Annotated in this window: 20 protein-coding genes; 13 read left to right on the top strand and 7 right to left on the bottom strand. The window is 72.5% G+C overall.

Features of this window, described 5'->3' with window-relative positions:
- Positions 1–80 precede the first annotated feature (80 nt).
- Together MTF69_RS32225 and MTF69_RS32220 are read right to left on the bottom strand one after the other, a co-directional pair.
- Positions 81–1,010 (bottom strand): A/G-specific adenine glycosylase, encoded by a 930-nt coding sequence (locus tag MTF69_RS32225; RefSeq protein ID WP_243339769.1) that lies wholly within the window; start codon positions 1,008–1,010, stop codon positions 81–83.
- Positions 1,011–1,114: 104 nt separating this feature from the next.
- Positions 1,115–1,723, bottom strand: a complete 609-nt coding sequence (locus MTF69_RS32220) for a phosphatase PAP2 family protein (RefSeq protein WP_243339768.1) — start codon at positions 1,721–1,723, stop codon at positions 1,115–1,117.
- A gap of 159 nt (positions 1,724–1,882) precedes the next feature.
- Between MTF69_RS32220 and MTF69_RS32215 the strand changes: the two genes are divergently transcribed.
- The gene (locus MTF69_RS32215; protein ID WP_243339767.1) at positions 1,883–2,737 is read left to right on the top strand and encodes a hypothetical protein; all 855 of its coding nucleotides are present in this window, start codon (positions 1,883–1,885) and stop codon (positions 2,735–2,737) included.
- A 261-nt stretch (positions 2,738–2,998) separates the two neighbouring features.
- On the opposite strand, the gene disA is transcribed toward MTF69_RS32215, so the two are convergent.
- A complete protein-coding gene (disA, locus tag MTF69_RS32210; RefSeq protein WP_243339766.1) occupies positions 2,999–4,123 on the bottom strand; it encodes a DNA integrity scanning diadenylate cyclase DisA in 1,125 nt (374 codons plus the stop codon).
- Between the two features lie 151 nt (positions 4,124–4,274).
- On the bottom strand, positions 4,275–5,693 hold the full coding sequence (radA, locus tag MTF69_RS32205) for a DNA repair protein RadA (protein ID WP_243339765.1): 1,419 nt from the start codon (positions 5,691–5,693) through the stop codon (positions 4,275–4,277).
- A gap of 240 nt (positions 5,694–5,933) precedes the next feature.
- Here radA and MTF69_RS32200 point away from each other — a divergent pair, with 240 nt between their 5' ends.
- Positions 5,934–7,784 carry a hypothetical protein gene (locus tag MTF69_RS32200; RefSeq protein WP_243339764.1) on the top strand — a complete coding sequence of 617 codons (1,851 nt, stop codon included), beginning with the start codon at positions 5,934–5,936 and terminating at the stop codon, positions 7,782–7,784.
- A 32-nt stretch (positions 7,785–7,816) separates the two neighbouring features.
- Here the strand turns inward: MTF69_RS32200 and MTF69_RS32195 are convergent, their stop codons facing one another.
- The gene (locus tag MTF69_RS32195) at positions 7,817–8,659 is read right to left on the bottom strand and encodes a hypothetical protein (RefSeq protein WP_243339763.1); all 843 of its coding nucleotides are present in this window, start codon (positions 8,657–8,659) and stop codon (positions 7,817–7,819) included.
- Positions 8,660–8,722: 63 nt separating this feature from the next.
- On the opposite strand from MTF69_RS32195, the gene MTF69_RS32190 reads away from it, so the two are divergent.
- The 4 genes from MTF69_RS32190 to ilvD all read left to right on the top strand — a co-directional run bounded on the left by MTF69_RS32190 (position 8,723) and on the right by ilvD (position 13,831).
- A complete protein-coding gene (locus tag MTF69_RS32190) occupies positions 8,723–9,670 on the top strand; it encodes a Ppx/GppA phosphatase family protein (protein WP_243339762.1) in 948 nt (315 codons plus the stop codon).
- 584 nt (positions 9,671–10,254) lie between these two features.
- The gene (locus tag MTF69_RS32185; protein ID WP_243339761.1) at positions 10,255–11,088 is read left to right on the top strand and encodes a sugar phosphate isomerase/epimerase; all 834 of its coding nucleotides are present in this window, start codon (positions 10,255–10,257) and stop codon (positions 11,086–11,088) included.
- Complete coding sequence (locus MTF69_RS32180; RefSeq protein ID WP_243339760.1) at positions 11,085–11,780, top strand: TetR family transcriptional regulator; 696 nt, start codon at positions 11,085–11,087, stop codon at positions 11,778–11,780. Before MTF69_RS32185 ends, MTF69_RS32180 begins: the two co-directional genes overlap by 4 nt.
- Before the next feature lie 197 nt (positions 11,781–11,977).
- Positions 11,978–13,831 (top strand): dihydroxy-acid dehydratase, encoded by a 1,854-nt coding sequence (ilvD, locus tag MTF69_RS32175; RefSeq protein ID WP_243339759.1) that lies wholly within the window; start codon positions 11,978–11,980, stop codon positions 13,829–13,831.
- Positions 13,832–13,888: 57 nt separating this feature from the next.
- On the opposite strand, the gene MTF69_RS32170 is transcribed toward ilvD, so the two are convergent.
- Positions 13,889–16,009: a serine/threonine-protein kinase gene (locus MTF69_RS32170; protein ID WP_243339758.1), complete on the bottom strand. Its 2,121-nt coding sequence runs from the start codon at positions 16,007–16,009 to the stop codon at positions 13,889–13,891.
- Positions 16,010–16,115: 106 nt separating this feature from the next.
- Here MTF69_RS32170 and MTF69_RS32165 point away from each other — a divergent pair, with 106 nt between their 5' ends.
- The 6 genes from MTF69_RS32165 to proC all read left to right on the top strand — a co-directional run bounded on the left by MTF69_RS32165 (position 16,116) and on the right by proC (position 20,002).
- Complete coding sequence (locus tag MTF69_RS32165) at positions 16,116–16,418, top strand: peptidase (protein ID WP_243339757.1); 303 nt, start codon at positions 16,116–16,118, stop codon at positions 16,416–16,418.
- An 83-nt stretch (positions 16,419–16,501) separates the two neighbouring features.
- Positions 16,502–16,795, top strand: coding sequence for a peptidase (locus tag MTF69_RS32160; protein ID WP_243339896.1), 294 nt, complete (start codon positions 16,502–16,504; stop codon positions 16,793–16,795).
- 69 nt (positions 16,796–16,864) lie between these two features.
- Positions 16,865–17,398 carry a hypothetical protein gene (locus tag MTF69_RS32155; protein WP_374324653.1) on the top strand — a complete coding sequence of 178 codons (534 nt, stop codon included), beginning with the start codon at positions 16,865–16,867 and terminating at the stop codon, positions 17,396–17,398.
- A 102-nt stretch (positions 17,399–17,500) separates the two neighbouring features.
- Positions 17,501–18,346 (top strand): ABC transporter ATP-binding protein, encoded by an 846-nt coding sequence (locus tag MTF69_RS32150; protein WP_243339755.1) that lies wholly within the window; start codon positions 17,501–17,503, stop codon positions 18,344–18,346.
- Positions 18,343–19,080, top strand: coding sequence for an ABC transporter permease (locus tag MTF69_RS32145; protein WP_243339754.1), 738 nt, complete (start codon positions 18,343–18,345; stop codon positions 19,078–19,080). Before MTF69_RS32150 ends, MTF69_RS32145 begins: the two co-directional genes overlap by 4 nt.
- A gap of 112 nt (positions 19,081–19,192) precedes the next feature.
- On the top strand, positions 19,193–20,002 hold the full coding sequence (gene proC, locus MTF69_RS32140) for a pyrroline-5-carboxylate reductase (protein ID WP_243339753.1): 810 nt from the start codon (positions 19,193–19,195) through the stop codon (positions 20,000–20,002).
- 62 nt (positions 20,003–20,064) lie between these two features.
- Here the strand turns inward: proC and trpS are convergent, their stop codons facing one another.
- Positions 20,065–21,060: a tryptophan--tRNA ligase gene (gene trpS, locus MTF69_RS32135; protein ID WP_243339752.1), complete on the bottom strand. Its 996-nt coding sequence runs from the start codon at positions 21,058–21,060 to the stop codon at positions 20,065–20,067.
- A gap of 613 nt (positions 21,061–21,673) precedes the next feature.
- Between trpS and MTF69_RS32130 the strand changes: the two genes are divergently transcribed.
- Positions 21,674–23,413, top strand: a complete 1,740-nt coding sequence (locus tag MTF69_RS32130; protein WP_243339751.1) for a transposase — start codon at positions 21,674–21,676, stop codon at positions 23,411–23,413.
- Positions 23,414–24,061 lie beyond the last annotated feature (648 nt).

The raw sequence follows: 24,061 nt of genomic DNA, 5'->3' as shown, positions 1-24,061 counted from the left end.
GGCGCACGGACACCCATAGGTTGTGTAACAGCGCCCGTGAGCTGCGGTTTCTCCGGACAAGCGGAATTCCTGAGTCAGCTTCAGGGGGTGTTGGACGCGGTGTCGGTGGCGGCCTTCGCGGGGGCGGCCGGAAGCCGGTACATGAGTCCGGGCAGCGGCTCCACGAGCCCGTCCGACACCAGCCCGTCGAGCGCGCGGGCCCGCTGCACGGGCTCCTCCCAGACGGTGTCGAGGAGGGAATGCGGCACGGCGCCGACCGCCTCGCGCAGCACCGCGAGGAGTCTGCCGCGCACCTGCCGGTCCGTCCCGGCGTACGTCTGCCCGCGCCGCGGAGGTCCCTCGTGAGCGGGTTTCCCGGCCAGCCGCCACGCGCACAGCCCCGCCACCGGACAGCTCCCGCAGTCCGGGCTCTTGGCCGTGCACACCAGCGCCCCGAGCTCCATGGAGGCCGCCGCCCAGCGGGCCGCGGTGTCCTCGTCCTCAGGCAGCAGGGCCCGCGCCAGACGGCGTTCGGCGGCGGTCGTGGCGTTCGGCGGGTACTCGACCCCGGTCGCGGTGCGCGCGAAGACCCGGCGCACGTTGGTGTCGAGGACCGCGTGCCGCTGCCCGTACGCGAAGGAGGCCACGGCGGCCGCCGTGTACTCCCCGATCCCGGGCAGGGCCAGCAACTGCGCGTGCTCGCGCGGTACGTCGCCCCCGTGCCGCTCCGTTATGGCGACGGCCGCGCCGTGCAGGCGCAGGGCCCGGCGCGGGTAACCGAGGCGGCCCCAGGCGCGGACGGCCTCGCCCGGGGCGTCGGCGGCGAGGTCGGCGGGCCGGGGCCAGCGGGCGAGCCACTGCTCGTAGACCGGCAGCACCCTGTTGACGGGGGTCTGCTGGAGCATGAACTCGCTGACCATCACCCCCCAGGGGCCGGCCTCGGGGCGGCGCCAGGGCAGGTCACGGGCGTGTGCTTCGAACCACGCGATGACGGGGGAGTGCAGCGCGGTGGCGGGAATGGTTGCAGTCATGGCAGACGGCATCCTGGCACGTTTCGGGCCCGCGGGGTGCCGTGTCGATCCCCGGCGCCCAGGCCGTCTCTTTCGGATCTTGCCTGGCCCGGGCGGCGCGGATGTCAGCGGGCGGGGTCCGGGCCGGTGATCAGGACGGCCGTGCGGCCGCCGCTCGTCCGTACGGCGGCGACGACCCTGGTCGCCGGGCCTGCGAGCGCGAGGACGGCGAGCGCGGCCAGGCTCGCGCCCAGCAGCAGGCCCATGGCCACGTCGTGCGGGTAGTGGACGCCGACGAAGACGCGGGAGAAGGCCATCAGGAGGGCCAGCGGAAGGGTCAGCAGCACCAGCGTGCGGGCGGCGAGCGCCAGAGCCACGGCCGCGGCGCCCGCGATGGCGGCGTGATTGCTGGGGAAGGACCAGTCGCCGGTGGGCGGGCACGTGATCAGCGAGGCCGCGGCTCCGGCCACGGCCCGGCAGGGGCGCTCCTCGTCGACGCTGGACTTCACCAGCTCGGAGGCGACGTAGGCCAGGGCGGTGACGAAGGGGGCGAGCACCGCGAGGGCCACCGTGCGGGGGTCGCGGGCGCCGCGTGATCGCCACCACACGGCTATGAAGAGGGCGCCGAAGACGAGCAGCCCGTACTCGGTCCAGAACTCGAACGCCGATTGCACCCAGGCGGGGGTCGAGTGGGCGAAATCGGTGACGTCGAGGTAGAGGCCGGAGCTGTCCATGGTGACTGAAGGTACCTAAATCGGAATAACGTCCTCATCAGCCTCCCGGCCGATTTCCGGCGCCCCGGATCACCCCGCAGGATGATCATCGGCAAAACAAGCCGAGTGCGCGGCATGTGGGGCACTGATCGTGCCGGGAACTCTCGTAAGGTTCCGTCCGTGGGATCTCTGCGCAATCCGGTCGGGCCGCTCCCCTCCTCCATCTACTGGCGACGGAGGGCCGTGCTGGCGTCCGTTGCCGCGCTCCTCGCGATGCTCGCCGTATGGACCGTCAGTTCCGGTGCGGGCAAGTCGAGTACCAACGGCAAGGGTCAGGGCGGCTCCGGTCCCGTCACCCAGATCACCCCGGGGCCCTCGGGCTCCGGCCCGGCGATCAGTCAGGCCCCGGGCGGGCGCGGGGAGTCGGGCTCGGGCGGCTCCGGTGGCTCCGGCGGCTCCGGCGCGAGCGCCGGCACCGGCACGGGCTCCGATCCCGGTGCCAGCCCCGGCACCGGCAAGAACGGCGAACCGGGCGCCGAGCCCGGCGCCGCGGACCAGGGCGGGACGAACGGCTCCGGCGGTTCGGGTGCTTCCGGTGCGGGCCAGATCGTCCCGGGGGACTCGCCGGTGCCCACGTGCGCGCCCGGTGCGCTGCAGTGGGAGGTCAAGAGCGTGAAGAACGAGTACGAGGCGAGCGAGAAGCCGCGCCTCGAACTCGTCGCGCGCAATGTCTCGGGCACGACCTGCAAGGTCGATCTCGGCCCGAAGCAGGCGGTGCTGACGATTACTCAGGCCAGCAACGCCAAGCCGGTCTGGTCCTCGGCGGACTGCCCGGAGGGCGCGGGCAACGTCTTCTACCGCGTGCCCTCGCAGGGCGAGACCAAGCAAGCCCTGGAGTGGGACCGCCACTTCAGCGAGGCGACCCAGTGCCAGTCGCCTCCGGCGGGGGTGGCGGCGGCGGACACGTACGTGGTCGAGGTCAAGTCCCCCGGCATGCCGGTGGCGCGAACCTCGTTCGTGCTCAAGCCGGAGTAGTCGGCGCGGCGCCGTTGCCGGGGGCACTGCCCCCGGACCCCCGCGCCTCAAACGCCGGTGGGGCTGGATTTTGGCCGACGTGGGCCTGCACGTGCGCGCAGCGCACTGTGCGGATCGGAGCGGCTGGGTTGCCCGCAGGGCAAATCCATTGCCCGCGCAGCGCACCAGGGCAAATCCAGCCCCTCCGGCGTTTGAGGAGCGGGGTCTGGGGCTGAGCCCCAGGAGCGGCGCTCAGCCAGACCCCCGGAGCCGCGGCGCAGCTTAGACGTACCGCTCCAGGATGGAGGACTCCGCCAGGCGGGACAGGCCCTCGCGCACGCTGCGCGCCCGCGCCTCGCCGACGCCGTCGACCGTCTGGAGGTCGTCCACCGACGCCGCGAGCAGCTTCTGCAGCCCGCCGAAGTGCTCGACCAGCCGCTCGATGATCGCCCCCGGCAGCCTCGGCACCTTCGCCAGCAGCCGGTACCCGCGCGGGGACACCGCCGAGTCCAGGGTCTCCGGCGAGCCCGTGTACCCCAGGGCCTTCGCCACGATCGCCAGCTCCAGCAGCTCCGGATGCGTCAGCGCGTCCAGCGCCGGCAGCGCCTCGTCCACCGTGCGGGAACGCTTCGCCGTCGGCTCCGGCACGTAGTCCCGGATGACGAGCTCCCGCTCCTGCTCGATCCCGACCGTCAGCTCGTCGAGCTGGAGCGAGAGCAGCCGGCCGTCCGTGCCGAGCTCCACCACGTACTCCGCGATCTCCGTCGCGATGCGCCGCACCATTTCCAGCCGCTGCGCCACCGCCGTGACGTCGCGGACCGTCACCAGGTCCTCGATCTCCAGCGCGGACAGCGTCCCGGCGACCTCGTCCAGGCGGAGCTTGTACCGCTCCAGCGTGGCCAGCGCCTGGTTCGCCCGCGACAGGATCGCCCCGGACTCCTCCAGCACGCGCCGCTCGCCGTCCACGTACAGCGCGATCAGCCGCATCGACTGCGAGACCGACACCACCGGGAAACCGCACTGCTTCGAGACCCGGTCCGCGGTCCGGTGCCGGGTGCCCGTCTCCTCCGTGTGGATCGACGCGTCGGGCACCAGCTGGACGCCCGCCCGCAGGATCTTGGTGATGTCCTTGTCCAGGATCAGCGCGCCGTCGAGCTTGCACAGCTCGCGCAGCCGGGTCGCGGTGAACTCCACGTCCAGGACGAAACCGCCCGTGCACATGGCCTCGACCGACTTGTCCATGCCGAGGACGATGAGCCCTCCGGTGTTGCCGCGAACGATCCGTTCGAGCCCGTCGCGCAGGGGCTGACCAGGTGCGACCGCGCTCAGCGAGGCGCGCATCATGGCCTCCTGCTTGGAGCTCGCGCCCGACTTTCCGGATGCTGCTGCCCCGTCCTTGGCTGCCACTGCACTCCTCCGGTCGCGGGATGTACCGCCTGCGTACGGCCGGGCGGACCATCCCGAAGTCTACCGGCGCGGCCCCGGCGCCCGACGTGCCTTGGCCCGGCCGGGCCGGGGAGCACCCCGTCCGGGCCCGCTGACCTGCGGCTGGGCCGTCCTAGTCGGTGGGCTGCTGCCCCTTCGCCGGCGTCCGCGACCGCCCGCGCGGCAGGGCCCGCAGGGCGTCGCCCATGTCGGCGACCTCGGTCACCTTCATGCCCGCCGGGACCTTCCCCGGGTCCACCGGGACCAGCGCGTGCGTGAAGCCCAGCCGGTACGCCTCCGCGAGCCGCCGCTGTACGCCCGTCACGCGCCGGACCTCGCCCGCGAGCCCGACCTCCCCGATGGCGACCAGGTTCTTCGGGAGCGGTACGTCGCTGGCGGCCGAGGCCAGGGCCAGCGCGACGGCCAGGTCGGCGGCCGGCTCGGTCAGCTTCACCCCGCCCACGGTGGCGGTGTAGATGTCCCGCTTGCCGAGCGCCGTGATCCGCCCGCGCTGCTCCAGCACCGCCAGCATCATCGAGACGCGCGAGGTCTCCAGCCCGGAGGTGGTGCGGCGGGGCGAGGGGATCTGCGAGTCCACCGTCAGCGCCTGCACCTCGGCGACCAGCGGGCGCTTGCCCTCCAGGGTCACCGTCAGGCAGGTGCCGGGGACGGCCTCGGCGCGGCGGGTCAGGAACAGCCCGCTCGGGTCGGCGAGTCCGTTGATGCCCTCGTCGGTGAGCTCGAAACAGCCGACCTCGTCCGTGGTGCCGTACCGGTTCTTCACCCCGCGTACGAGGCGCAGCCGCGCGTGCCGGTCGCCCTCGAAGCTCAGGACCACGTCGACCAGGTGCTCCAGCAGCCGGGGACCGGCGATCGCCCCGTCCTTGGTGACGTGGCCGACCAGCAGCGTGGACATCCCGCGCTCCTTGGAGGCGCGGATCAGCGCCCCGGCGACCTCCCGGACCTGCGCCATGCCGCCGGGCGCACCGTCGATCTCGGGGGAGGCGACCGTCTGTACGGAGTCCATGATCAGCAGCGACGGCTTCACGGCGTCGAGGTGCCCGAGCACGGCGGACAGATCGGTCTCGGCGGCCAGGTAGAGGTGCTCGCTGATCGCGCTGATCCGGTCGGCCCGCAGCCGCACCTGGCTCGCCGACTCCTCGCCCGTGACGTAGAGCGTGCGGTGCTCGTCGGAGGCGGCCTTCGCCGCGACGTCGAGCAGCAGCGTCGACTTGCCGACGCCCGGCTCGCCCGCGAGCAGGACGACCGCGCCGGGGACGAGCCCGCCGCCGAGCACCCGGTCCAGCTCGCTCACACCGGTGCTGCGCGCGGTCGCCGTCCGGACGTCGACCTGCCCGATCGGCACGGCGGCCGTGGTGACCCGGCCCGCCGCGGTGGTCCGCACGGCGGGGGCGCCGCCGAGCTCCTCGACGGTGCCCCAGGCCTGGCACTCGGGGCACCGGCCGAGCCACTTGGCGGTGGAGTACCCGCACTCGGTACAGCGGTAGGACGGCCGGTCCTTTGCGGATGAACGAGATGTACGGGCAGCCATGCGGCCCACGGTAGCCGCCGCCACCGACAGCCCTCACCGGACGGCCTCGCGACGGCCTCGCGACGGCCTCGCGATGGCCTCGGGACGATCCCGCGACCGGTCCCGCGATCGGTCCTGCGCGCACGCCGTGGCGTGCACCGTCAGGGCCGCCGTCAGCACGGCGCCGATCTGTTCACCCGTAAGGGCTAAAAGTGGTGAAGGCTTCCGGAGCGCCACCGGCGCGCCGCCTACGGTCACCGAGTGACCAGCAGCAACCAGGGACACCCCGCACCGCGCACCGGCGCACACCGGGCGCACGGGCGCACGCCCCCCGAGGGGACCAGGGTGGAGCAGCCGCCACCGTTCCGGTACGAGCCCTACCTGGACGGGCTGTTCACGTACTGCCTCTCGGTCCTGTGCGACCACGACACCGCCACCGATGTGCTCGGCGACGTCCTCGCCGTCGCCGACCGGCACCCCGGCCGCTGCCCCGACGAGGGGGACCGGCGGGCCTGGCTGTACGCCCTCGCGCGCTGGGCCTGCCTGCGCAGGCTGGCCGAGCGACGGCGTACGCGCTACGGGTACGGGGGAGCGCATTCCGCCCGGCGTGCACCGGAGCACACGGACGCCGGCCGTGCGCCGGATCCCGTGACGGCGAGCGCCGCCGCAAACGCCGCGGCTGCGGGCAGCTCGGGCGGCCCCGGGGGTCCCGGCGGCCCCGATGGCCCCACCGGCCACAGCAGCCCCACCGGCCCCGCCGGCCCCGGCGGTCTTGACGTGTACGCCTACCGCCGCACCGAGCTCGCCCGCCTCGCCTGGCCGGAGGCCGCCGGAACCACCCCCGAGCAGCGTGAAGCACTCGAACTCGCCGTCCGCCACCGCCTCGGCGTCCCCGAACTCGCCGCCGTCCTCGGTACGCCCCCGGCCGCCGCCCGCGAGCTGCTCACCGGCGCCGCCTGCGAGGTGGAGCGCACCCGCGCCGCCCTCGCCGTCGTGGAGACGGGCAACTGCCCGACCGTGTCCCGGCTCACCGGAGACGACGGGGAGGGCGGAGGAGGAGACGGGAACCTCCTCCTCTCCTCCTCCCTGCGCGCCGAGCTCGTCCGCCACGTCGACGACTGCCCGCGCTGCCGCCGCGTCGCCGAACGCGTCGGGGCCGGCGGCCCCTGGCCCGGCTCGGGCGGCGTCAACACCGCCGCCCTCCCGCTGGTCCCGGCCCCGCGCACCGCCGTGCACGCCGCGATGCTGCGCTCCGGCGGCCGTCGGGGCGCCGGCACCGGCCCGCGCTTCGACCGCACCGGCTTCCCGATGGACCCCAAGGACCGCGCCGCCCGCCGCGAGCGGCTGCGCGCCCGCGCCGTGACCACCACCGTCGTCGCCACCGTCGTCGCGGCCCCGGTGCTGGCACTGTGGGCGGCCTACCGGGGCGCCCCGAGCACCGGGGAACCCGTCGGCAACGGCTCCACGCGCATCTCGGCGAGCGAAGCGGAGCTCCCGCAGGCCCGTACCGACGGCCGCCCGCTGACGGCGTACGAGAACGCGGGCAACGCCGCCGTCACCACCGACGGCCCCGGCTTCGCCCCGTCCGCCGCCGCCCCCGACGTCTCCGTGGAGGTCATCAGCAGCGGCGCGCCGCCGAGCTCCGCACCCGGCGCCCCGGGCCGGCTGACCGCGGCCGCCTCCACCCACGGAACGACCACCCTGCTCACCCTCACCGCGTCGGGCGGCGCCCCGGTCGACTGGCGGCTGTGGTCCGACGCCCCGTGGCTCCGCGCCAGTACGACCTCGGGCCGGCTGGCGCCAGGAGAATCGGTCACCCTACGGATCACCGTGGACTCCGGAGCCCAGCCCGTAGGGGCCTGGAGAGCCCGGGTCGGGGTGGACCCGGGCGGCGCGGTGATCTCCATCCGCGGCCGGGGCCGCCCGGCACCCACCCCGCCCGGCCCGCCGCCGACTCCGACGCCGCCCCCCACGCCGACACCCACCCCGACGCCGACGCCGACCCCGGAGCCCACCCCGACTCCCACACCCACACCCACGCCCACTCCGACGCCGACTCCGAGCCCCTCGGACGGAGCCACGCCGGAGCCGACCCAGGCGCCGGCCGAGTAGCCCGGTGCGGCATACGGCCTTCGGCCTACTGCTTACGCCACGGGGCCGGGGTCGGGGTCGGCCGGGTGCGGGGCCATCGGCAGCAGCGAGGAGAGCCGCGCCTCGCAGAGCCGTACGAGCTCCTCGTACCCCTCCTTGCCCATCAGCTCCGTCAGCTCGGCGCGGTACGACACGTACACCGGCTTGCCGGCGCCGTGTGCGGACGTGGCCGAGGTGCACCACCAGTGCAGGTCGTGGCCGCCCGGGCCCCAGCCGCGCCGGTCGTACTCGCCGATCGACACCTGGAGGACGCGGGTGTCGTCGGGCCGGTCGATCCACTCGTAGGTCCGCCGGATGGGGAGCTGCCAGCACACGTCCGGCTTGGTCTCCAGCGGCTCCTGGCCGGCGCGGACCGCCAGGATGTGAAGGGAACAGCCGGCCCCCGCCGGGAAACCGGGCCGGTTCAGGAAGATGCAGGCACCGTCCCAGCGGCGGGTCTGCTTCTCCCCGTCGTCGTCGTGCTGCGTCCACCCGGTCTCGCTGCCGACGTCGTGGAACTGCCACAGCTCCGGCGTCAGCCGCGCCACGTTCTCGGCGACCCGCTTCTCGTCGTCCTCGTCGGAGAAGTGCGCGCCGAGCGTGCAGCAGCCGTCGTCCGCGCGGCCGGCCGCAATGCCCTGGCAGCCGCTGCCGAAGATGCAGGTCCAGCGGGAAGTGAGCCAGGTCAGGTCGCAGCGGAAGACCTGCTCCTCGTCGGCGGGGTCCGGGAACTCCACCCAGGCCCGCGGAAAGTCGAGCCCCTTCTCGTCCGCCGGGGCGGCCTTGGCACCCTTGGCGCCCTTGGCGTCCTTGCCGGCTTTGGTCTTGGACTTGTTGGCCTTCTTCGTATTTGGCACAAACCCCAGCCTAAGCGCCCCTTACTCCACCCCTACGCCTTTGGACCAGTAGCGTTTCCCCTCATGAGACTCGGTGTCCTTGATGTGGGTTCGAACACGATCCATCTGCTGGTGGTGGACGCGCACCCCGGTGCGCGCCCCCTGCCCGCGCACTCGCACAAGGTGGAGCTGCGGCTGGCGGAGCTGCTCGACGAATACGGCGCGGTGACGCCCGAGGGCGTCGAGCGGCTGGTTTCCGTCATCGGGGACGCGGTGCAGGCCGCCGAGGACAAGGGGTGCGAGGACGTACTCCCCTTCGCGACGAGCGCGGTACGCGAGGCCACGAACGCCGACGATGTCCTCGCCCGGGTCAAGGCGGAGACGGGTGTGGACCTCCCCGTCCTCAGCGGCGACGACGAGGCCCGCCTGACGTTCCTCGCGGCGCGGCGCTGGTTCGGCTGGTCGGCGGGCAAGCTCCTGCTCCTCGACATCGGCGGGGGCTCGCTGGAGATCGCGTACGGCATCGACGAGGACCCGGACGCGGCCGTCTCGCTCCCCCTGGGCGCCGGACGCCTGACGGCGGGCTGGCTCCCGGGCGACCCGCCGGACCAGGCGGACGTACGGGCCCTGCGCCGCCACGTACGGGCCCAGATCGCCCGCACGGTCGGCGAGTTCAGCCGCTTCGGCGCGCCGGACCGGGTGGTGGCCACCTCGAAAACCTTCAAACAACTGGCCCGGATCGCGGGCGCGGCCCGCTCCGGTGAAGGCCTCTACATCCAGCGGGACCTGACCCGTAAGTCCCTGGAGGAGTGGGTCCCGAGACTGGCGGCGATGACCACCGCCCAGCGCTCCGCCCTCCCCGGCGTCTCGGAGGGCCGCTCCAACCAGCTCCTCGCCGGAGCGCTGGTCGCGGAGGGAGCGATGGACCTCCTCGGCGTGGACTCCCTGGAAGTCTGCCCCTGGGCCCTTCGCGAAGGCGTCATCCTCCGCCGCCTGGACCACCTCGGAAAGTCCAGCCCCGCGGGCGTGTGAGAAGCGGCCCGCCCCGACCGCCGGGACCGGCCGTCCACTCGAAGCCCGGCGCACGCCCTGACCGCCCCTCGCGCGCCGCCGTTGCCGGGGACCAGCCCCCGGACCCCCGCTCCTCAAACGCCGGAGGGGCTGGATTCGCCCCAGGGGGTCCGGGCGCAGCCGGTACCCGTTCCCAGCCCGTCCGGCGTTTGAGGACCGGGGGTCCGGGCCGGCCCGGGGAACGGTGGAAGGGCGGGTAGGGGACTTCGCCCCGCGCAGCGGCATCCCCCGGGGCGGCCGCCCCACGTCCCAGGTCCGCCGCTCCCGCCGGGCCGGGGCTTCGTAGGACGGCTGGCTCCGCCCGCCGGGCCGGGGCTTCGTAGGACGGCTGGCTCCGCCCGCCGGGCCGGGGCTTCGTAGGACGGCCGGCTCCGCCCCCGGCCCGGGCCTTCGTAGGGACGGCCCGCTCCGCGCCCCCCGGCCCGGGGCTTCGCAGGGACGGCCCGCGCCCCGCCCGGCCAGGGCCACGCAGGGTGGCCCGCCCCCGCCAGGCCAGGGCTTCGTAGGACGCCACGCCCCCACGGCGACCCCGATACCCTGTCCCCGTGGCAAAACCAGTCCGGATCCCGACCGCGAAAGTCGCCCTCTCCACCGCCTCCGTCTACCCGGAGTCAACGGCGACCGCCTTCGAGATCGCCGCGCGCCTCGGCTACGACGGCGTCGAGGTCATGGTCTGGACGGACCCGGTCAGCCAGGACATCGACGCCCTGCGCCGCCTCTCCGACCACCACCAGGTCCCGATCCTGGCGATCCACGCCCCCTGCCTCCTCATCACGCAGCGCGTCTGGTCCACCGACCCGTGGACCAAACTCCAGCGCGCCCAGGCGGCAGCCGAGAAGCTCGGCGCGTCCACGGTCGTCGTCCACCCGCCCTTCCGCTGGCAGCGCCAGTACTCCCGCGACTTCGTGACCGGGATCTGGCGGATGGCGGACGAGACGGACATCCGCTTCGCCGTCGAGAACATGTATCCCTGGCGCTACCGCGACCGCGAGGTGCTCGCGTACGCGCCCGAGTGGGACGTCACCAAGGACGACTACCGCCACTTCACGGTCGACCTCTCCCACACCGCGACCGCCCGGACCGACGCGACCGCGATGATCGACCGGATGGGCGACCGCCTCGCCCACATCCACCTCGCCGACGGAAACGGTTCCGCGAAGGACGAGCACCTCGTCCCCGGCCGCGGCACCCAGCCCTGCGCCGAGCTGCTGGAGCGGCTCGCCGCCACCTCCTTCGACGGGCACGTCGTCATCGAGGTCAACACCCGCCGTGCGATGTCCTCCGCCGAGCGCGAGGCCGACCTCGCCGAGGCCCTGGCCTTCACCCGCCTCCACCTCGCGACCGCCCCCGGCCCGCTACCCGGAACCCCGCACCCGTGACCGAGCCCCTGCCGGACCCCGTCCCGGACCCCACACCGGCCCAGGCCCAGGCCCCCGCCCAGGCCCAGGCCCCCGCCCCCGCCCCCGCGAAGCCCCGCCGCGGCCCCGGCCGCCCCCGCCAGGACGAGGCCGACGACGGCCCCGGCACCCAGGAGCGCATCCGCCTCGCGGCCCGCGCCGAGTTCGCCGCGCGCGGCTACGACAAGACCTCCGTCCGCGGGATCGCCAAGGCCGCCGGCGTGGACCCGGCCCTGGTGCACCACTACTTCGGCAGCAAGGACGACCTCTTCGCCGCCGCGATCGAGCTCAGCATGGAGCCCGCCCTCGTCCTCCCGAAGATCCTCGGCGCGGGCCCCGACGGCATCGGCGAGCGCCTGGCCCGCTACTTCCTTGGCGTCTGGGAGAACCCGGTCACCCGGACCCCGCTGCTCGCCGTGATCCGCTCGGCCCTCACCCACGAGGCCGCCGCGAAAGTGCTCCGGCGGCTGATCCTGCACCGCCTGCTGGAACGGATCGCGGCCGACCTCAACGTCCCCGACCCGACCTTCCGCGCCGAGCTCGCCGCCTCCCACATGGTCGGCATCGCGATCCTGCGCTACGTCGTCCAGGTCGAGCCCCTCGCATCCGCGGACCCGGAGACCATCATCGAGCTGGTGGCCCCCACCCTCCAGCGCTACCTCACCGAGGAATGACGGCACCCGCGCGCGCAGCCCCGTAGCCCCGCACCCCTCCGCACCCCCCCCCGCACCCGTGCTCAATTACTGAGCCACCCGTCCCGGGATCCGGACAGCGCGTCCGGATCCCGGGCAGGGGGCGTAGCCTCGTAACCGAGCCATATCCACAGTCGCGGCCGGCGCTCGCGCCACCGCACACATGGGGAGAGAACCCGATGCCCGAGCTGAGGTCCCGCACCGTCACCCACGGCCGCAACATGGCAGGCGCACGTGCGCTGATGCGCGCCTCGGGCGTAGCGAGCGCGGACATCGGGAAGCCGATCATCGCGGTCGCCAACTCCTTCACGGAGTTCGTCCCCGGCCACACCCACCTGGCCCCGGTCGGCCGCATCGTCTCCGACGCGATCCTGGCCGCCGGCGCCGTCCCCCGCGAGTTCAACACCATCGCGGTCGACGACGGCATCGCCATGGGCCACGGCGGCATGCTGTACTCCCTCCCCTCCCGCGACCTGATCGCGGACTCGGTCGAGTACATGGTCGAGGCGCACTGCGCCGACGCGCTGATCTGCATCTCCAACTGCGACAAGATCACCCCCGGCATGCTGATGGCCGCCATGCGCCTCAACATCCCGGTCGTCTTCGTCTCCGGCGGCCCGATGGAGGCCGGTCAGGCCACCCTCGTCGACGGCACCGTCCGCAAGCTCGACCTGATCGACGCGATGGTGGACGCCTCCAACGACAGCGTCTCCGACGAAGACGTCCTGCGCATCGAAGAGAACGCCTGTCCCACCTGCGGCAGCTGTTCCGGCATGTTCACCGCCAACTCGATGAACTGCCTCGCCGAGGCCATCGGCCTGGCCCTCCCCGGCAACGGCTCGGTCCTCGCGACGCACACCGCCCGCCGCGCCCTGTACGAGGACGCCGGCCGCACGATCGTCGAGATCACCAAGCGCTACTACGAGCAGGACGACGAGTCGGTCCTGCCCCGCAACATCGCGACCCGCCAGGCCTTCGAGAACGCCATGGCCCTCGACATCGCCATGGGCGGCTCCACCAACACGATCCTGCACCTCCTCGCCGCCGCGCAGGAAGCCGGTCTGAAGTACGACCTCACGGACATCGACGAGATCTCCCGCCGGGTCCCGTGCCTGGCCAAGGTCGCGCCGAACGTGGCGCCCGGCGGCACGTACTACATGGAGGACATCCACCGGGCCGGCGGCATCCCCGCCCTGCTCGGCGAGCTCCACCGCGGCGGCCTGCTGAACAAGGACGTCACCACGGTCCACTCCGCCAACCTGGAGGACTGGCTCGCGAAGTGGGACGCCCGCTCCGGCACGGCCCCGGACGAGGTCATGGAGCTGTGGCACGCGGGCCCCGGCTGCCAGCGCTCCGCCTCCGCCTTCTCCCAGTCCGAGCGCTGGGACACCCTCGACCTCGACGCCGAGGGCGGCTGCATCCGCTCCGTCCAGCACGCCTACTCCAAGGACGGCGGCCTCGCCGTCCTGCGCGGCAACATCGCGCTCGACGGCTGCGTCGTGAAGACCGCCGGTGTCGACGAGTCGATCTGGACCTTCGAGGGCCCGGCCGTGGTCTGCGAATCGCAGGACGAGGCCGTCGACAAGATCCTCCGCAAGGAGATCAAGGCCGGCGACGTGGTCGTCATCCGCTACGAGGGCCCGCGCGGCGGTCCCGGCATGCAGGAGATGCTCTACCCGACGTCGTTCCTCAAGGGCCGCGGCCTCGGCAAGGTCTGCGCCCTGGTCACGGACGGCCGCTTCTCCGGCGGCACCTCGGGCCTCTCCATCGGCCACGCCTCCCCGGAGGCGGCCTCGGGCGGCTCCATCGCGGTCGTGGAGGACGGCGACCGCATCCGCATCGACATCCCGAACCGCTCCATCGAGCTCCTGGTCGACGAAGCCACGCTGGCCGCCCGCCACGAGGCCCTGGGCGGCGTCTACGCCCCGAAGAACCGCGAGCGCAAGGTCTCCGCGGCCCTGCGCGCCTACGCGGCGATGGCCACCAGCGCCGACAAGGGCGCGGTCCGCGACGTCAGCCTCCTGGAGCGCTGACCCCAGCACTTCTGGCACCGGCCCCGCCCGACACCCTCGGGCGGGGCCGTCCGCGTCTCACCACCCGGCGGGATCCCCCGCCGCCACGGCGAACACACTCCCGTCCGGCGCCGACGCGTACACCCGCCCGTCCCCGACCACGGGCGCGGGCAGACTCGCGGCGAAGGTGTCCTTCCCGGTGCCCATCCGGGGTTTGGTCTGTCCCAGCAGCCGCCCCGCACCCGCGTCGACGGCGAGCAGCCGCCCGTCGGAGGCGCTCAGGTAGACACGCCCGTCGGCGAACACGGGCCGGGAGGCCACCGCCACACCCGTCTCCAGTCGCCACTCCTCCTTGGCCGCGCCGATCGCCGCCAGCGCGCCCGAGGCCCCGAACGCGTACACGATCCCGTCCGGCCCCACGGTCGCCTGGGCCTCGTACAGCGGCGAGGCCAGCCGCACCCGCCCTACGGCACGCGTGGCCAGGTCCACCCGTACGACCGTGTCCGTTCTGGCCCCTACGTCGCTGTCCAGCAGGTACATTCCGCCGCCCGCCGCACCGACGGGATGGAGCACCCCCGGAGACCGGACCTGCCAGCGGGGCACCCCGGTCGCCGGGTCCACCGCCGAGAGCCGCGTCGCTCTGCCGTCCTTGTCGGGCGTCGACACGTACAGCGCGGCGGGCTCCCCCGACTCCTCTGGGCCGCTCCACCACTCGGAGCCGACCCCGCCGATCTTCTTCGTCCAGCGCGGGGCACCGGTCGCGGAATCCAGCGCGGTGACCGTTCCGTCCACCGCCGTGATCAGTACGCTCCCGCCGGCGGGCAGGGCATGCGCGCCACTCGGCAGGGTCCGCTTCCAGCGCTCCGTGCCCGTCGCCGGATCCAGTGCCCGGAGCAGTTCGCTCTTGCTTCCCGGTGCCACCGCGAGCACCAGCCCACTCCCGGGCAGGGGTGCGCTGTCGGCCGCGGGCCGGGAGCCCGGGACGGCCGCCCGTACGGACCACAGCGTCGACCCGTCCTTGGGGCTGAGCCGCATCGCGGCCGACTCGGGCCCCGAGCAGTACAGGGCCGAGGCCTGCCAGGAGCATGCCGCGCCGTATGCGCCCAGCGGCACTGTCCACGGCAGGACCCGCTGTGGCGTGGGTACCCCCGGAGAGACGGCCTGTTTCGCAGGCTTGTCGCCGCCGGATGCGGACCATAGGTAGCCGCCTACGGACCCACCCGCCAGCAGCAGACCGACCCCCGCCGCGACGGCCGCGCGGGTCCGCCGTCTGCGTTCCGGAGCCTTGGCCGGGGTGGCGACTCGCTCCCGCCGATGCGTGACCTCCTCGTCGGCCACCGGCTGCCGCGGCCGCGGGATGAAGGCCTGGGTATCCAGATCCGTCGGGTACGCCACCGCCCGCAGCGCCACGATCAGCGCGTCCGCGCTCGGCCGCTCCGCCGGATCCTTCGCCAGGCACTGCGCGACCAGCGGCACGAGCCGCTCCGGCAGACCGGTCAGGTCGGGCTCGCTGTGCACCACCTGGTACGCCACGAGGTAGTGGCTGTCGGAGTCGAAGGGCCCCCGCCCGGTCGCCGCGTACACGAGCACCGCGCCCAGGGCGAACACATCGGCCGCGGTCCCCACCTCCCGCGGCCGCTGGAACTGCTCCGGCGCCATGAACGGCGGGGTCCCGATCAGCTTCCCCGTCTCGGTGCGCAGATCGCTGTCGGCCGGCCGCGAGATCCCGAAGTCGATGACCCGCACCCCGTCCGGGGCCATCAGCACGTTGCTGGGCTTCAGGTCCCGGTGCACGACGCCCGCCCGGTGGATGTCCCGCAGGGCCTCCGCCAGCCCGGCGGCGAGCCGCGCCAGCTCCCGGGCCTCCAGCACCTCGTCCCGTACCCGCTCGGAGAGCGTCGGGGCATCGATGAACAGGGTGGCCATCCAGGGCCGTTCGGCATCGGGATCGGCGTCGACAACGGGCGCGGTGAACGCTCCGCTCACCCGCCGGGCGGCCGCGACCTCCTGCCGGAACCGCGCCCGGAACTCCGGGTCCACGGCGTGCTGCGGATGCACGATCTTGACGGCGAGTTTCAGCCCCGACTCGGAGGTGGCCAGATGGACGACACCCATGCCGCCCGAACCGAGCACGGACTCAAGCCGGTACTGCCCGGCGTACTCCGGAAAACCCGCGTAGTCCGCCCGCGCTGAACGCACCGCTCACCACCCCCGCCGGAGCCTAGTCGATGGCCCGTGCGAATCTCCAAGGTCTTGCTACCCTGCGCGGGTTGCGCACGGCAACGTCCAAGGGGGGAGTTTTCACATGTCCGTTGAGAACGATTCAAGCCAAGTAGAGAGCCTGACCTCGGGGTCGGGATTCCCGACGTTCCCGGTCGCGCCCGGCTATCGCGTGAACGTCCGCAGAGGTCCCGGTACCAATTACTCGGTCATCCGAGTCCTGCCGCTCGGCGCGTACGTCTCGATTCGCTGCCAGTGCGAGGGAACGAACGTCTCGGGCCCTTACGGCACGTCGGACATCTGGGACTGCATCGGCAACGGCGAGTTCGTCGCCGACGCCTACGTGAAGACGGGCAGCGACGGCTACGTCGCCACCCGCTGCGCCTGACCAGGAACAAGGGGAACGACATGATCACCAGACGCCGCATGCTCGGTCTGGGCAGCTCCATAGTCGCCGCAGTGCCGGCGATCATGCTCGCGGGGGCGAGCGAGGCAGCCGCCGCAGGGGGGTCGGGATTCCCGACGTTCCCGGTCGCGCCCGGCTACAACGTGAACGTCCGCCGCGGTCCCGGCACCAGTTACGCGGTCCTCCGGGTCCTGCCGCTCGGCGCCTCCGTCGGCGTTCGCTGCCAGACCGAGGGGACGACCGTCACCGGCCCGTACGGCACGACGTCCATCTGGGACAACATCGGCAACGGTGAGTTCATCTCCGACGCCTACGTGAAGACGGGCAGCGACGGCTACATCACCAGCCGCTGCGGCTGACGCCATCCGGCCCATCCCGCGGCCCCGCCCCGTGAGACACCCCGGGCCGACCCCGCCCGGCGGGGGATAATCGCTGGTGTGAGCGACGACCAGCGAGACCAGACCCCCGCCGAGGCGACCCCCGTGCAGCCCACCGGCCCCGAGCCCGAGCCGATCCGGTTCTTCGGCACCACCTGGGTGAACCACGACGGCGGCTACGGCGCACGCCGCGTCGGCGCGGCCCTCATCGCGCTGACCCTTGCCGTCCTCAGCGCCTTCCTGCTCCGGTTCTCCTACGAGGGCCTGGAGATCGGCAACGTCGGCCCCTTCCTCAGCATCTCGGTCGTCATCCTCTTCGCGATCGCCAGCTCCATCGCCTTCGTCAAGACCTGGGAGTCCTTCAGCCGCCGGCCGGCCCCGTCCTCCGACGAGACCGCCCTCAAGGGCCTGAAGGCGATCGGTTTCATCGGCAGCCTCATCGCGTACTTCCTGCGCTGCTTCGTCGAGGCCCCCGGCGAGAGGCGGCTCCGCACCGAGTACGAGCGCGCCTCGGCCGAATTCAACCGCCGGCGCAGCTCCCGCACCGGCAACCCGTCTGCCCGACGCCCCAAGCGCAAGAAGTAGCCCCCCCGGCACCGGCCCCCGCACGCACCGCCCCCTGCCCCCGCCCCCGCCCCACCTCCGCGAGCCTTGCGCCGCGGCAAAGCCGGGAGCATTATTCATCACATGATGAATAACCGAGCGGCCGCCGCCGTCCACGCCGACGGCCTCACCGTCCGCCGAGGCACCGGCCGCAGCCCCCGCACCGTCCTCGAGGCCCTCTCCTTCGACGTCCCCACCGGCCGCATCACCGGCCTCCTCGGCCCCTCCGGCTGCGGAAAGTCCACCCTGATGCGCGCCGTCGTCGGCACCCAGGCCCACGTCACCGGCACCCTCGACGTCCTCGGCCGACCCGCCGGCCACCCCGAGCTCCGCTCCCGCATCGGCTACGTCACCCAGGCGCCATCCGTCTACGACGACCTCACCGTCCGGCAGAACCTCGACTACTTCGCCGCGATCCTCGACCCCGGTCGCGCCGCCGCCGCCGAGCGCCGCCGCGAGACCGTCACCCGGGCCATCGCCGACGTCGACCTCACCACCCACGCCACCGCCCTCGCCGGAAACCTCTCCGGCGGCCAGCGCAGCAGGGTCTCCCTCGCGGTCGCCCTGCTCGGCAGCCCCGAGCTCCTGGTCCTCGACGAGCCGACCGTCGGCCTCGACCCGGTCCTGCGCCGCGACCTGTGGAAGCTCTTCCACGAGATCGCCGCCACCCGCGGCGCCACCCTCCTCGTCTCCTCCCACGTCATGGACGAAGCCGAGCGCTGCCACGACCTCCTCCTCATGCGCGAGGGCCGCATCCTCGCGCAGGACACCCCCGACGCCCTGCTCACCCGCACCCACACCGACACCGTCGAAGAGGCCTTCCTCCACCTCGTCGACGCCGCCGACGCCGAAGCCAAGGCCGCCGACGCGGCCACCACCCCGGCCACGACCCCGGCCACGACCCCGGCCCCCCACGGGAGCACCCGATGAGCGCCGCCCGCACCACCGCCACCGCCGCCCGCGTCCTGCGCCAGCTCCGCCACGACCCGCGTTCCATCGCGCTGATGCTGCTGGTCCCCGTACTGATGCTGGTCCTGCTCCGCTATGTCTTCGACGGCGACCCGCGGACCTTCAACAGCATCGGCGCGTCCCTCCTCGGGATCTTCCCCCTCATCACGATGTTCCTGATCACCTCCATCGCGACCCTGCGCGAACGCACCTCCGGCACCCTCGAACGCCTCCTCGCCATGCCGCTCGGCAAGGGCGACCTCATCGCCGGCTACGCCCTCGCCTTCGGCGCCATGGCGGTCGTCCAGTCCCTGCTCGCCACCGGCGTCGCCCTCTGGGTCCTCGGCCTCGACGTCATCGGCTCCCCGTGGCTGCTCCTGCTCGTCGCCCTCCTCGACGCCCTGCTCGGCACCGCGCTCGGCCTCTTCGTCTCCGCCTTCGCGGCGTCCGAGTTCCAGGCCGTCCAGTTCATGCCGGCCGTGATCTTCCCCCAGCTCCTGCTGTGCGGCCTCTTCGCCGCCCGCGACACCATGCAGCCCGTCCTCGAAGCGATCTCGAACGTCCTGCCCATGTCCTACGCCGTCGACGGCATGAGCCAGGTCCTCACCCACACCGACATGACCGCCGACTTCGTCCGCGACGCCGTCATCGTCGCCGGATGCGCCCTCCTGGTCCTCACCCTCGGCGCCGCCACCCTCCGCCGCCGCACGCCCTGACCGGAGCCGCCTGACCGCAGTCCGGACACGACACCGCCACTCCCCGCGCGGGTGCAAGGATGGCCACGCAGACGACGTATACGCACGAACAGTTCGGCGAGGTGAATCGGGCATGACCCAGACAGTCGCAGTCCTCGGTACCGGCAAGATCGGTGAGGCCCTGCTCAGCGGGATGATCCGCGGCGGCTGGCCCGCCTCCAAACTCCTCGTCACCGCCCGCCGCCCGGAACGCGCCGAGGAACTGCGCACCCGCTACGGCGTCGAGGCCGTCACCAACGCCGAGGCCGCCAAGCGCGCCGACACCCTCATCCTCACCGTGAAGCCGCAGGACATGGGCAAGCTCCTCGAAGAGCTCGCCCCGCACGTCCCCGCCGACCGCCTGGTCATCAGCGGCGCGGCCGGCATCCCGACCTCCTTCTTCGAGGAGCGCCTCGCCCCGGGCACCCCCGTCGTCCGCGTCATGACGAACACCCCCGCCCTCGTCGACGAGGCCATGTCCGTCATCTCGGCCGGCAGCCACGCCACCGCCGAGCACCTCGCGCACACCGAGGAGATCTTCGGCGGCGTCGGCAAGACCCTGCGCGTCCCGGAATCCCAGCAGGACGCGGCCACCGCCCTCTCCGGCTCCGGCCCGGCCTACTTCTACTACCTCGTCGAAGCCATGACCGACGCCGGCATCCTCCTCGGACTGCCCCGCGCCCAGGCCCACGACCTCATCGTCCAGGCCGCCGTCGGCGCCGCCGTCATGCTCCGCGACAGCGGCGAGCACCCGGTCAAGCTCCGCGAGGCCGTCACCTCCCCGGCCGGCACCACCATCAACGCGATCGTGGAGCTGGAGAAGCACGGCGTACGAGCGGCCCTGATCGCCGCCCTCGAAGCGGCCCGCGACCGCAGCCGCGAACTCGCCTCCGGCAACAGCTGACACCCGCCGGCCGTTACGGGGCTGCGCGCGCAGCCCCGTAACGACGGCCCGGCCCTCTCCCCTCAGGGCTCCAGCAGCCCGATGGCCCGGTACGCCGAATCGACGACGGGCCGCGCGATCGCACGCGCCCGCCCGGCCCCCGCACGCAGCACCGCCTCCACCGTCCCCGGATCGGCCGCCAGCTCCGCATGCCGTACGCGGACCGGCCGCAGCAGCTCCACGACGGCGTCGGCCACGTCCCGCTTGAGCGCCCCGTACCCGGTGTACCCGTCGGCGAGCGCGGCCGGCTCACCCCCGGTGCAGGCGGCGAGGATGTCCAGCAGGTTCGCGACCCCGGGACGCGCGGCGGGTTCGTAGACGACCCCGCCGTCACTGTCGGTGACGGCCCGCATCACCTTCTTCCGCACCGCCTCGGGCTCGTCGAGGATGAACACCACCCCGGGCCCCGCGTCGCCCGACTTCCCCATCTTCGATCGCGGGTCCTGCAGGTCCATGACCCGCGCCGCCACCACCGGATGCGTGGCCTTGGGCACGGTGAAGGTGTACCCGTACCGCTGGTTGAACCGCACCGCCAGATCCCGGGTCAACTCGACGTGCTGCCGCTGGTCCTCCCCGACCGGCACCTCACCGGTCCGGTACGCCAAGATGTCGGCGGCCATCAGCACGGGATAGGTGAGCAGCGACAGCCGCACGCCTTCCCCCGAGCCCTGCGCCTTCGCCGCCTTCTCCTTGTACTGCACCATCCGCCGCAGCTCCCCGTCCGAAGCCGTGCACTCCAGCAGGTACGAGAGCCGGGCGTGCTCGTCCACGTGGCTCTGCACGAACAGCGTGCACTTCTCGGGAGTCAGCCCGGCGGCGAGCAACAGCGTCGCCGCCTGCCGACTGAGCCGGCGCACCCGGGCCGGATCGTGCTCGACGGTCAGGGCGTGCAGATCGACCACGCAGAACAGCGCCTCGTCGGGCTCCTGCTCGGCGGCGACCCACTGCCGTACGGCCCCCAGGTAGTTCCCCAGCGTCAGATGCCCCGTCGGCTTGACCCCACTGAAGATCCTCGTCATGTCCCTGCTCCCTGCTCGTGTCGGTGTGGGCGTCGACGCCACCGCGTCGGGCGACCGAGCCACTCCCGGGAGGGGAGAAACAGAAACGGCCGCCGAGATCGGCGGCCGTCGAGCGCGTGCGTGCTCGCGTGGATGGTCGGCCGCCGTCAGGCGGCCCACCAGCGAAGGTCGAGCGTGAGCGCACGCGTAGTCATGGAGTAGAGATTACGCCTTTCCTTGGGTGGAGTTGCGCTCTGGTCGGGGTGTCCGTCTGGAGCACATACCGGATGGGAGTTCGTGGTACGAAAGGGTGACTTTTCGCCTCGGGTGTCGTGGATCGGATGACAGGACCGGGCGGTAAGGGGGTGGGGCGTGAGTCGGAAGGTGTCGCTCGCTGAGGGGCAGAGCGCTCGGACTGCTTGTGCCCGTGGCCCATTGCGGTCCGGTGTGGATGAGGAGACCGGCGAACTTCTGTCCGGCGCTGTGCTGGCGGATCGGATCGGGTCGGTTGGGCCGTGGCTCTGGTGGCCGCCATGGCCTCCTCGCTGGTGGCCGAGCACTGGAATGCCGCTGATGTGGATGTGCTTACCTCCGGTCAGGATGGCGGGGGCCGCAAGCTGCGTCGAACGCGTGGATGGCACTGCGCCGCCTTGGCTGGACCGCCGCGGCCCCCGAGGGTGTCAAGGTCAACGACCGGATCGTCCGGATGGCGCAAGAGGCGGCTGGGCGGACGTTGCGGTCGGTGAAGTGGCGGGCGGATCTGACTGCTGGGGTCCTCGCGTCCTGGCCCGCCGATCCCGGCAAACGCACACCCGAGGAATGGGAACGGGTCCGCGAAGCCGTCCCAGGCGGACAGTTCCTGCCGGCCAGTGTGATCAAAGCCCGGACCCGGCAGATAGCCGCGTTCCTCCGGAAGCATGGCCGTCTTCCGGCCGACGTCTTCGAGCTGGAAGCCGCACCCCACACGGGCCGGATGCTGCTGCTGTCGGCATGCGACGGGCAGCAGGCCACCATCGAGCGGGCGGATGGCCCGGGCCGGGCGATGCTGAGGTTGCAGCTCCCCACCCGGCCCGACCCCCGGTCGTACCGGGACTGGACGTGGGTGGCCTGCCCGATCACGTTGTCGCCCACGATCCCCGCCGGCGCGGTACTGCACCTGCCCACCCTGCGCATCCACCAGGGAAGGGTGCGGGCCGATCTCGCCTACACCCATTCCGTTCCCAAGGCCCGGCTGGCCGGACATGCGGTCGCGCTCGGTGTGGACTGGGGCCTGAACACCCTGCTGTCCGCCGGGGCCGCCCGGCTGCACGATGACGGGCGGATCACCGCCCTCGGAACCGGTGCCATGTTCCGTACCGGCGGGGTCCTGGCCAAACAGCACCGGCTGCGGCGTCTGTCGGAGCACCTGCACACCAAAGCGGACCACTACGAGAGGCTCACCGGGTGCGGCACCGGACACCCCCTGACAGCCAAGCACGCGGTGCTGGCCGAGGAGATCCGGCGCGTCAGCGCCCGGCGGTCGAACCTCAACGACGCGCTCGCCCGGGCGGCCGCACGCTGGGCTGTCGATCAGGCCATGGCCGCCGGAGCATCCGTCATCTACGTCGAGGACCTCCGCTCGATGGAAGCCCGAGGCATGGGCCGCACGATGAACACCCGCCTCTCCCAGGCGGTGCGCGGGCGGATCGTGGACCGGATGCGGCACCTCGCCGCCGAGAGCGGCATCGCTGTCGTCACCGTGCCCGCGAGGAACACCTCCAAGCACTGCCCGCGGTGTCTTCTCCCATTGCGGCACCGCACGGCCCCGGACAGGCCCACCACCCCGGGATGGAAATGGGCCATCTGCGGATCCTGCGGATACCAGGGTGACCGCGACCACGGCGCGTGGCAGCGCATCGCCGCACGCGGCCTCACCCACCAGGCCAGGACCGTCACCGACCGCACCACCGGCACCATGGCCATCCGCACGGTCGTGGACATCCTCGAAACCCGCGCCGTGATCACAGCGACGGCCACCACCAGCCGGTGGGACCGGTCCAAGACCGGGCCCACCCGGCCGTCAACCACACGCCCCGCGCCCAGGCGACGCAGGGCACCCTCCCCCGCCGGCTCCCAGGGGCCGACGGGCAAGCGTCCGGAGGGACACGTACCAACGGGCCGGACCTGGCTGCCCCGCGCAGCCCACCGGCACCAGGACGTGACGACGATCAGCGCACCCACCACCTGCCGACACCGGCCACGAGGAGCAGCACTGGGCGCAGGCTTCCACCTGCACACCCACGCCACCCCTCCACGATGGGAAGCACTTATGCAAGACACCACGTCTTACGTGGGATCGCTATGCCGATCAGAGACGCTAGACCCTGAGGGATGAAGACGGGGTGAGGCCGGTCAGCCTGGGGTTGACACACCTGTGCCGGATCCGTAAGGTTCTTCGAGTTGTCCGAAGTGAGCAACCGACCCCGGTCGGTCCCCGGACAGCCATCCCGCACTACACATTCGAACGAACGACTCACTTTGTCGTCCCGTTTTCATGCGTATTTGCGAATGAGGAATCCGCGTCCACGGACGCGGCCGCCGATTAGGTTCGGGGGCAAGGAATCCGCTACTGTCTCACTCGTCGCAAGGGCCCAACAGCCCAAACGGCAAATCCCGTTGACTGGGAGTCAGGCCCGAAAGGATCTGATAGAGTCGGAATCGCCGGAAAGGGAAAACGCGAAAGCGGATGACCCGGAAGGCGAAAAACAAGCGAGACAGACTCTGATAGAGTCTGAAACGCAAGAACAGAACAGAACGAAAGCCCGGAGGAAAGCCCGAGAGGGTGAGTACAAAGGAAGCGTCCGTTCCTTGAGAACTCAACAGCGTGCCAAAAATCAACGCCAAAAGTTGATACCCCGTCCATTTCGGTGGATGAGGTTCCTTTGAAAAAGACCTGTGAGGTCGCGGCTTCGGCTGTGGTGCTTGCAGGCAATTACACAGCGAGGACGCAGTGGACGGTCGGTCTTATTCCGACATGACTGTC

Source organism: Streptomyces sp. AP-93, assembly GCF_022808175.1.
Classification (GTDB): domain Bacteria; phylum Actinomycetota; class Actinomycetes; order Streptomycetales; family Streptomycetaceae; genus Streptomyces.
The sequence above is the reverse complement of the archived record's forward strand: the minus strand, read 5'-3'. Positions and strand labels throughout refer to the sequence as shown.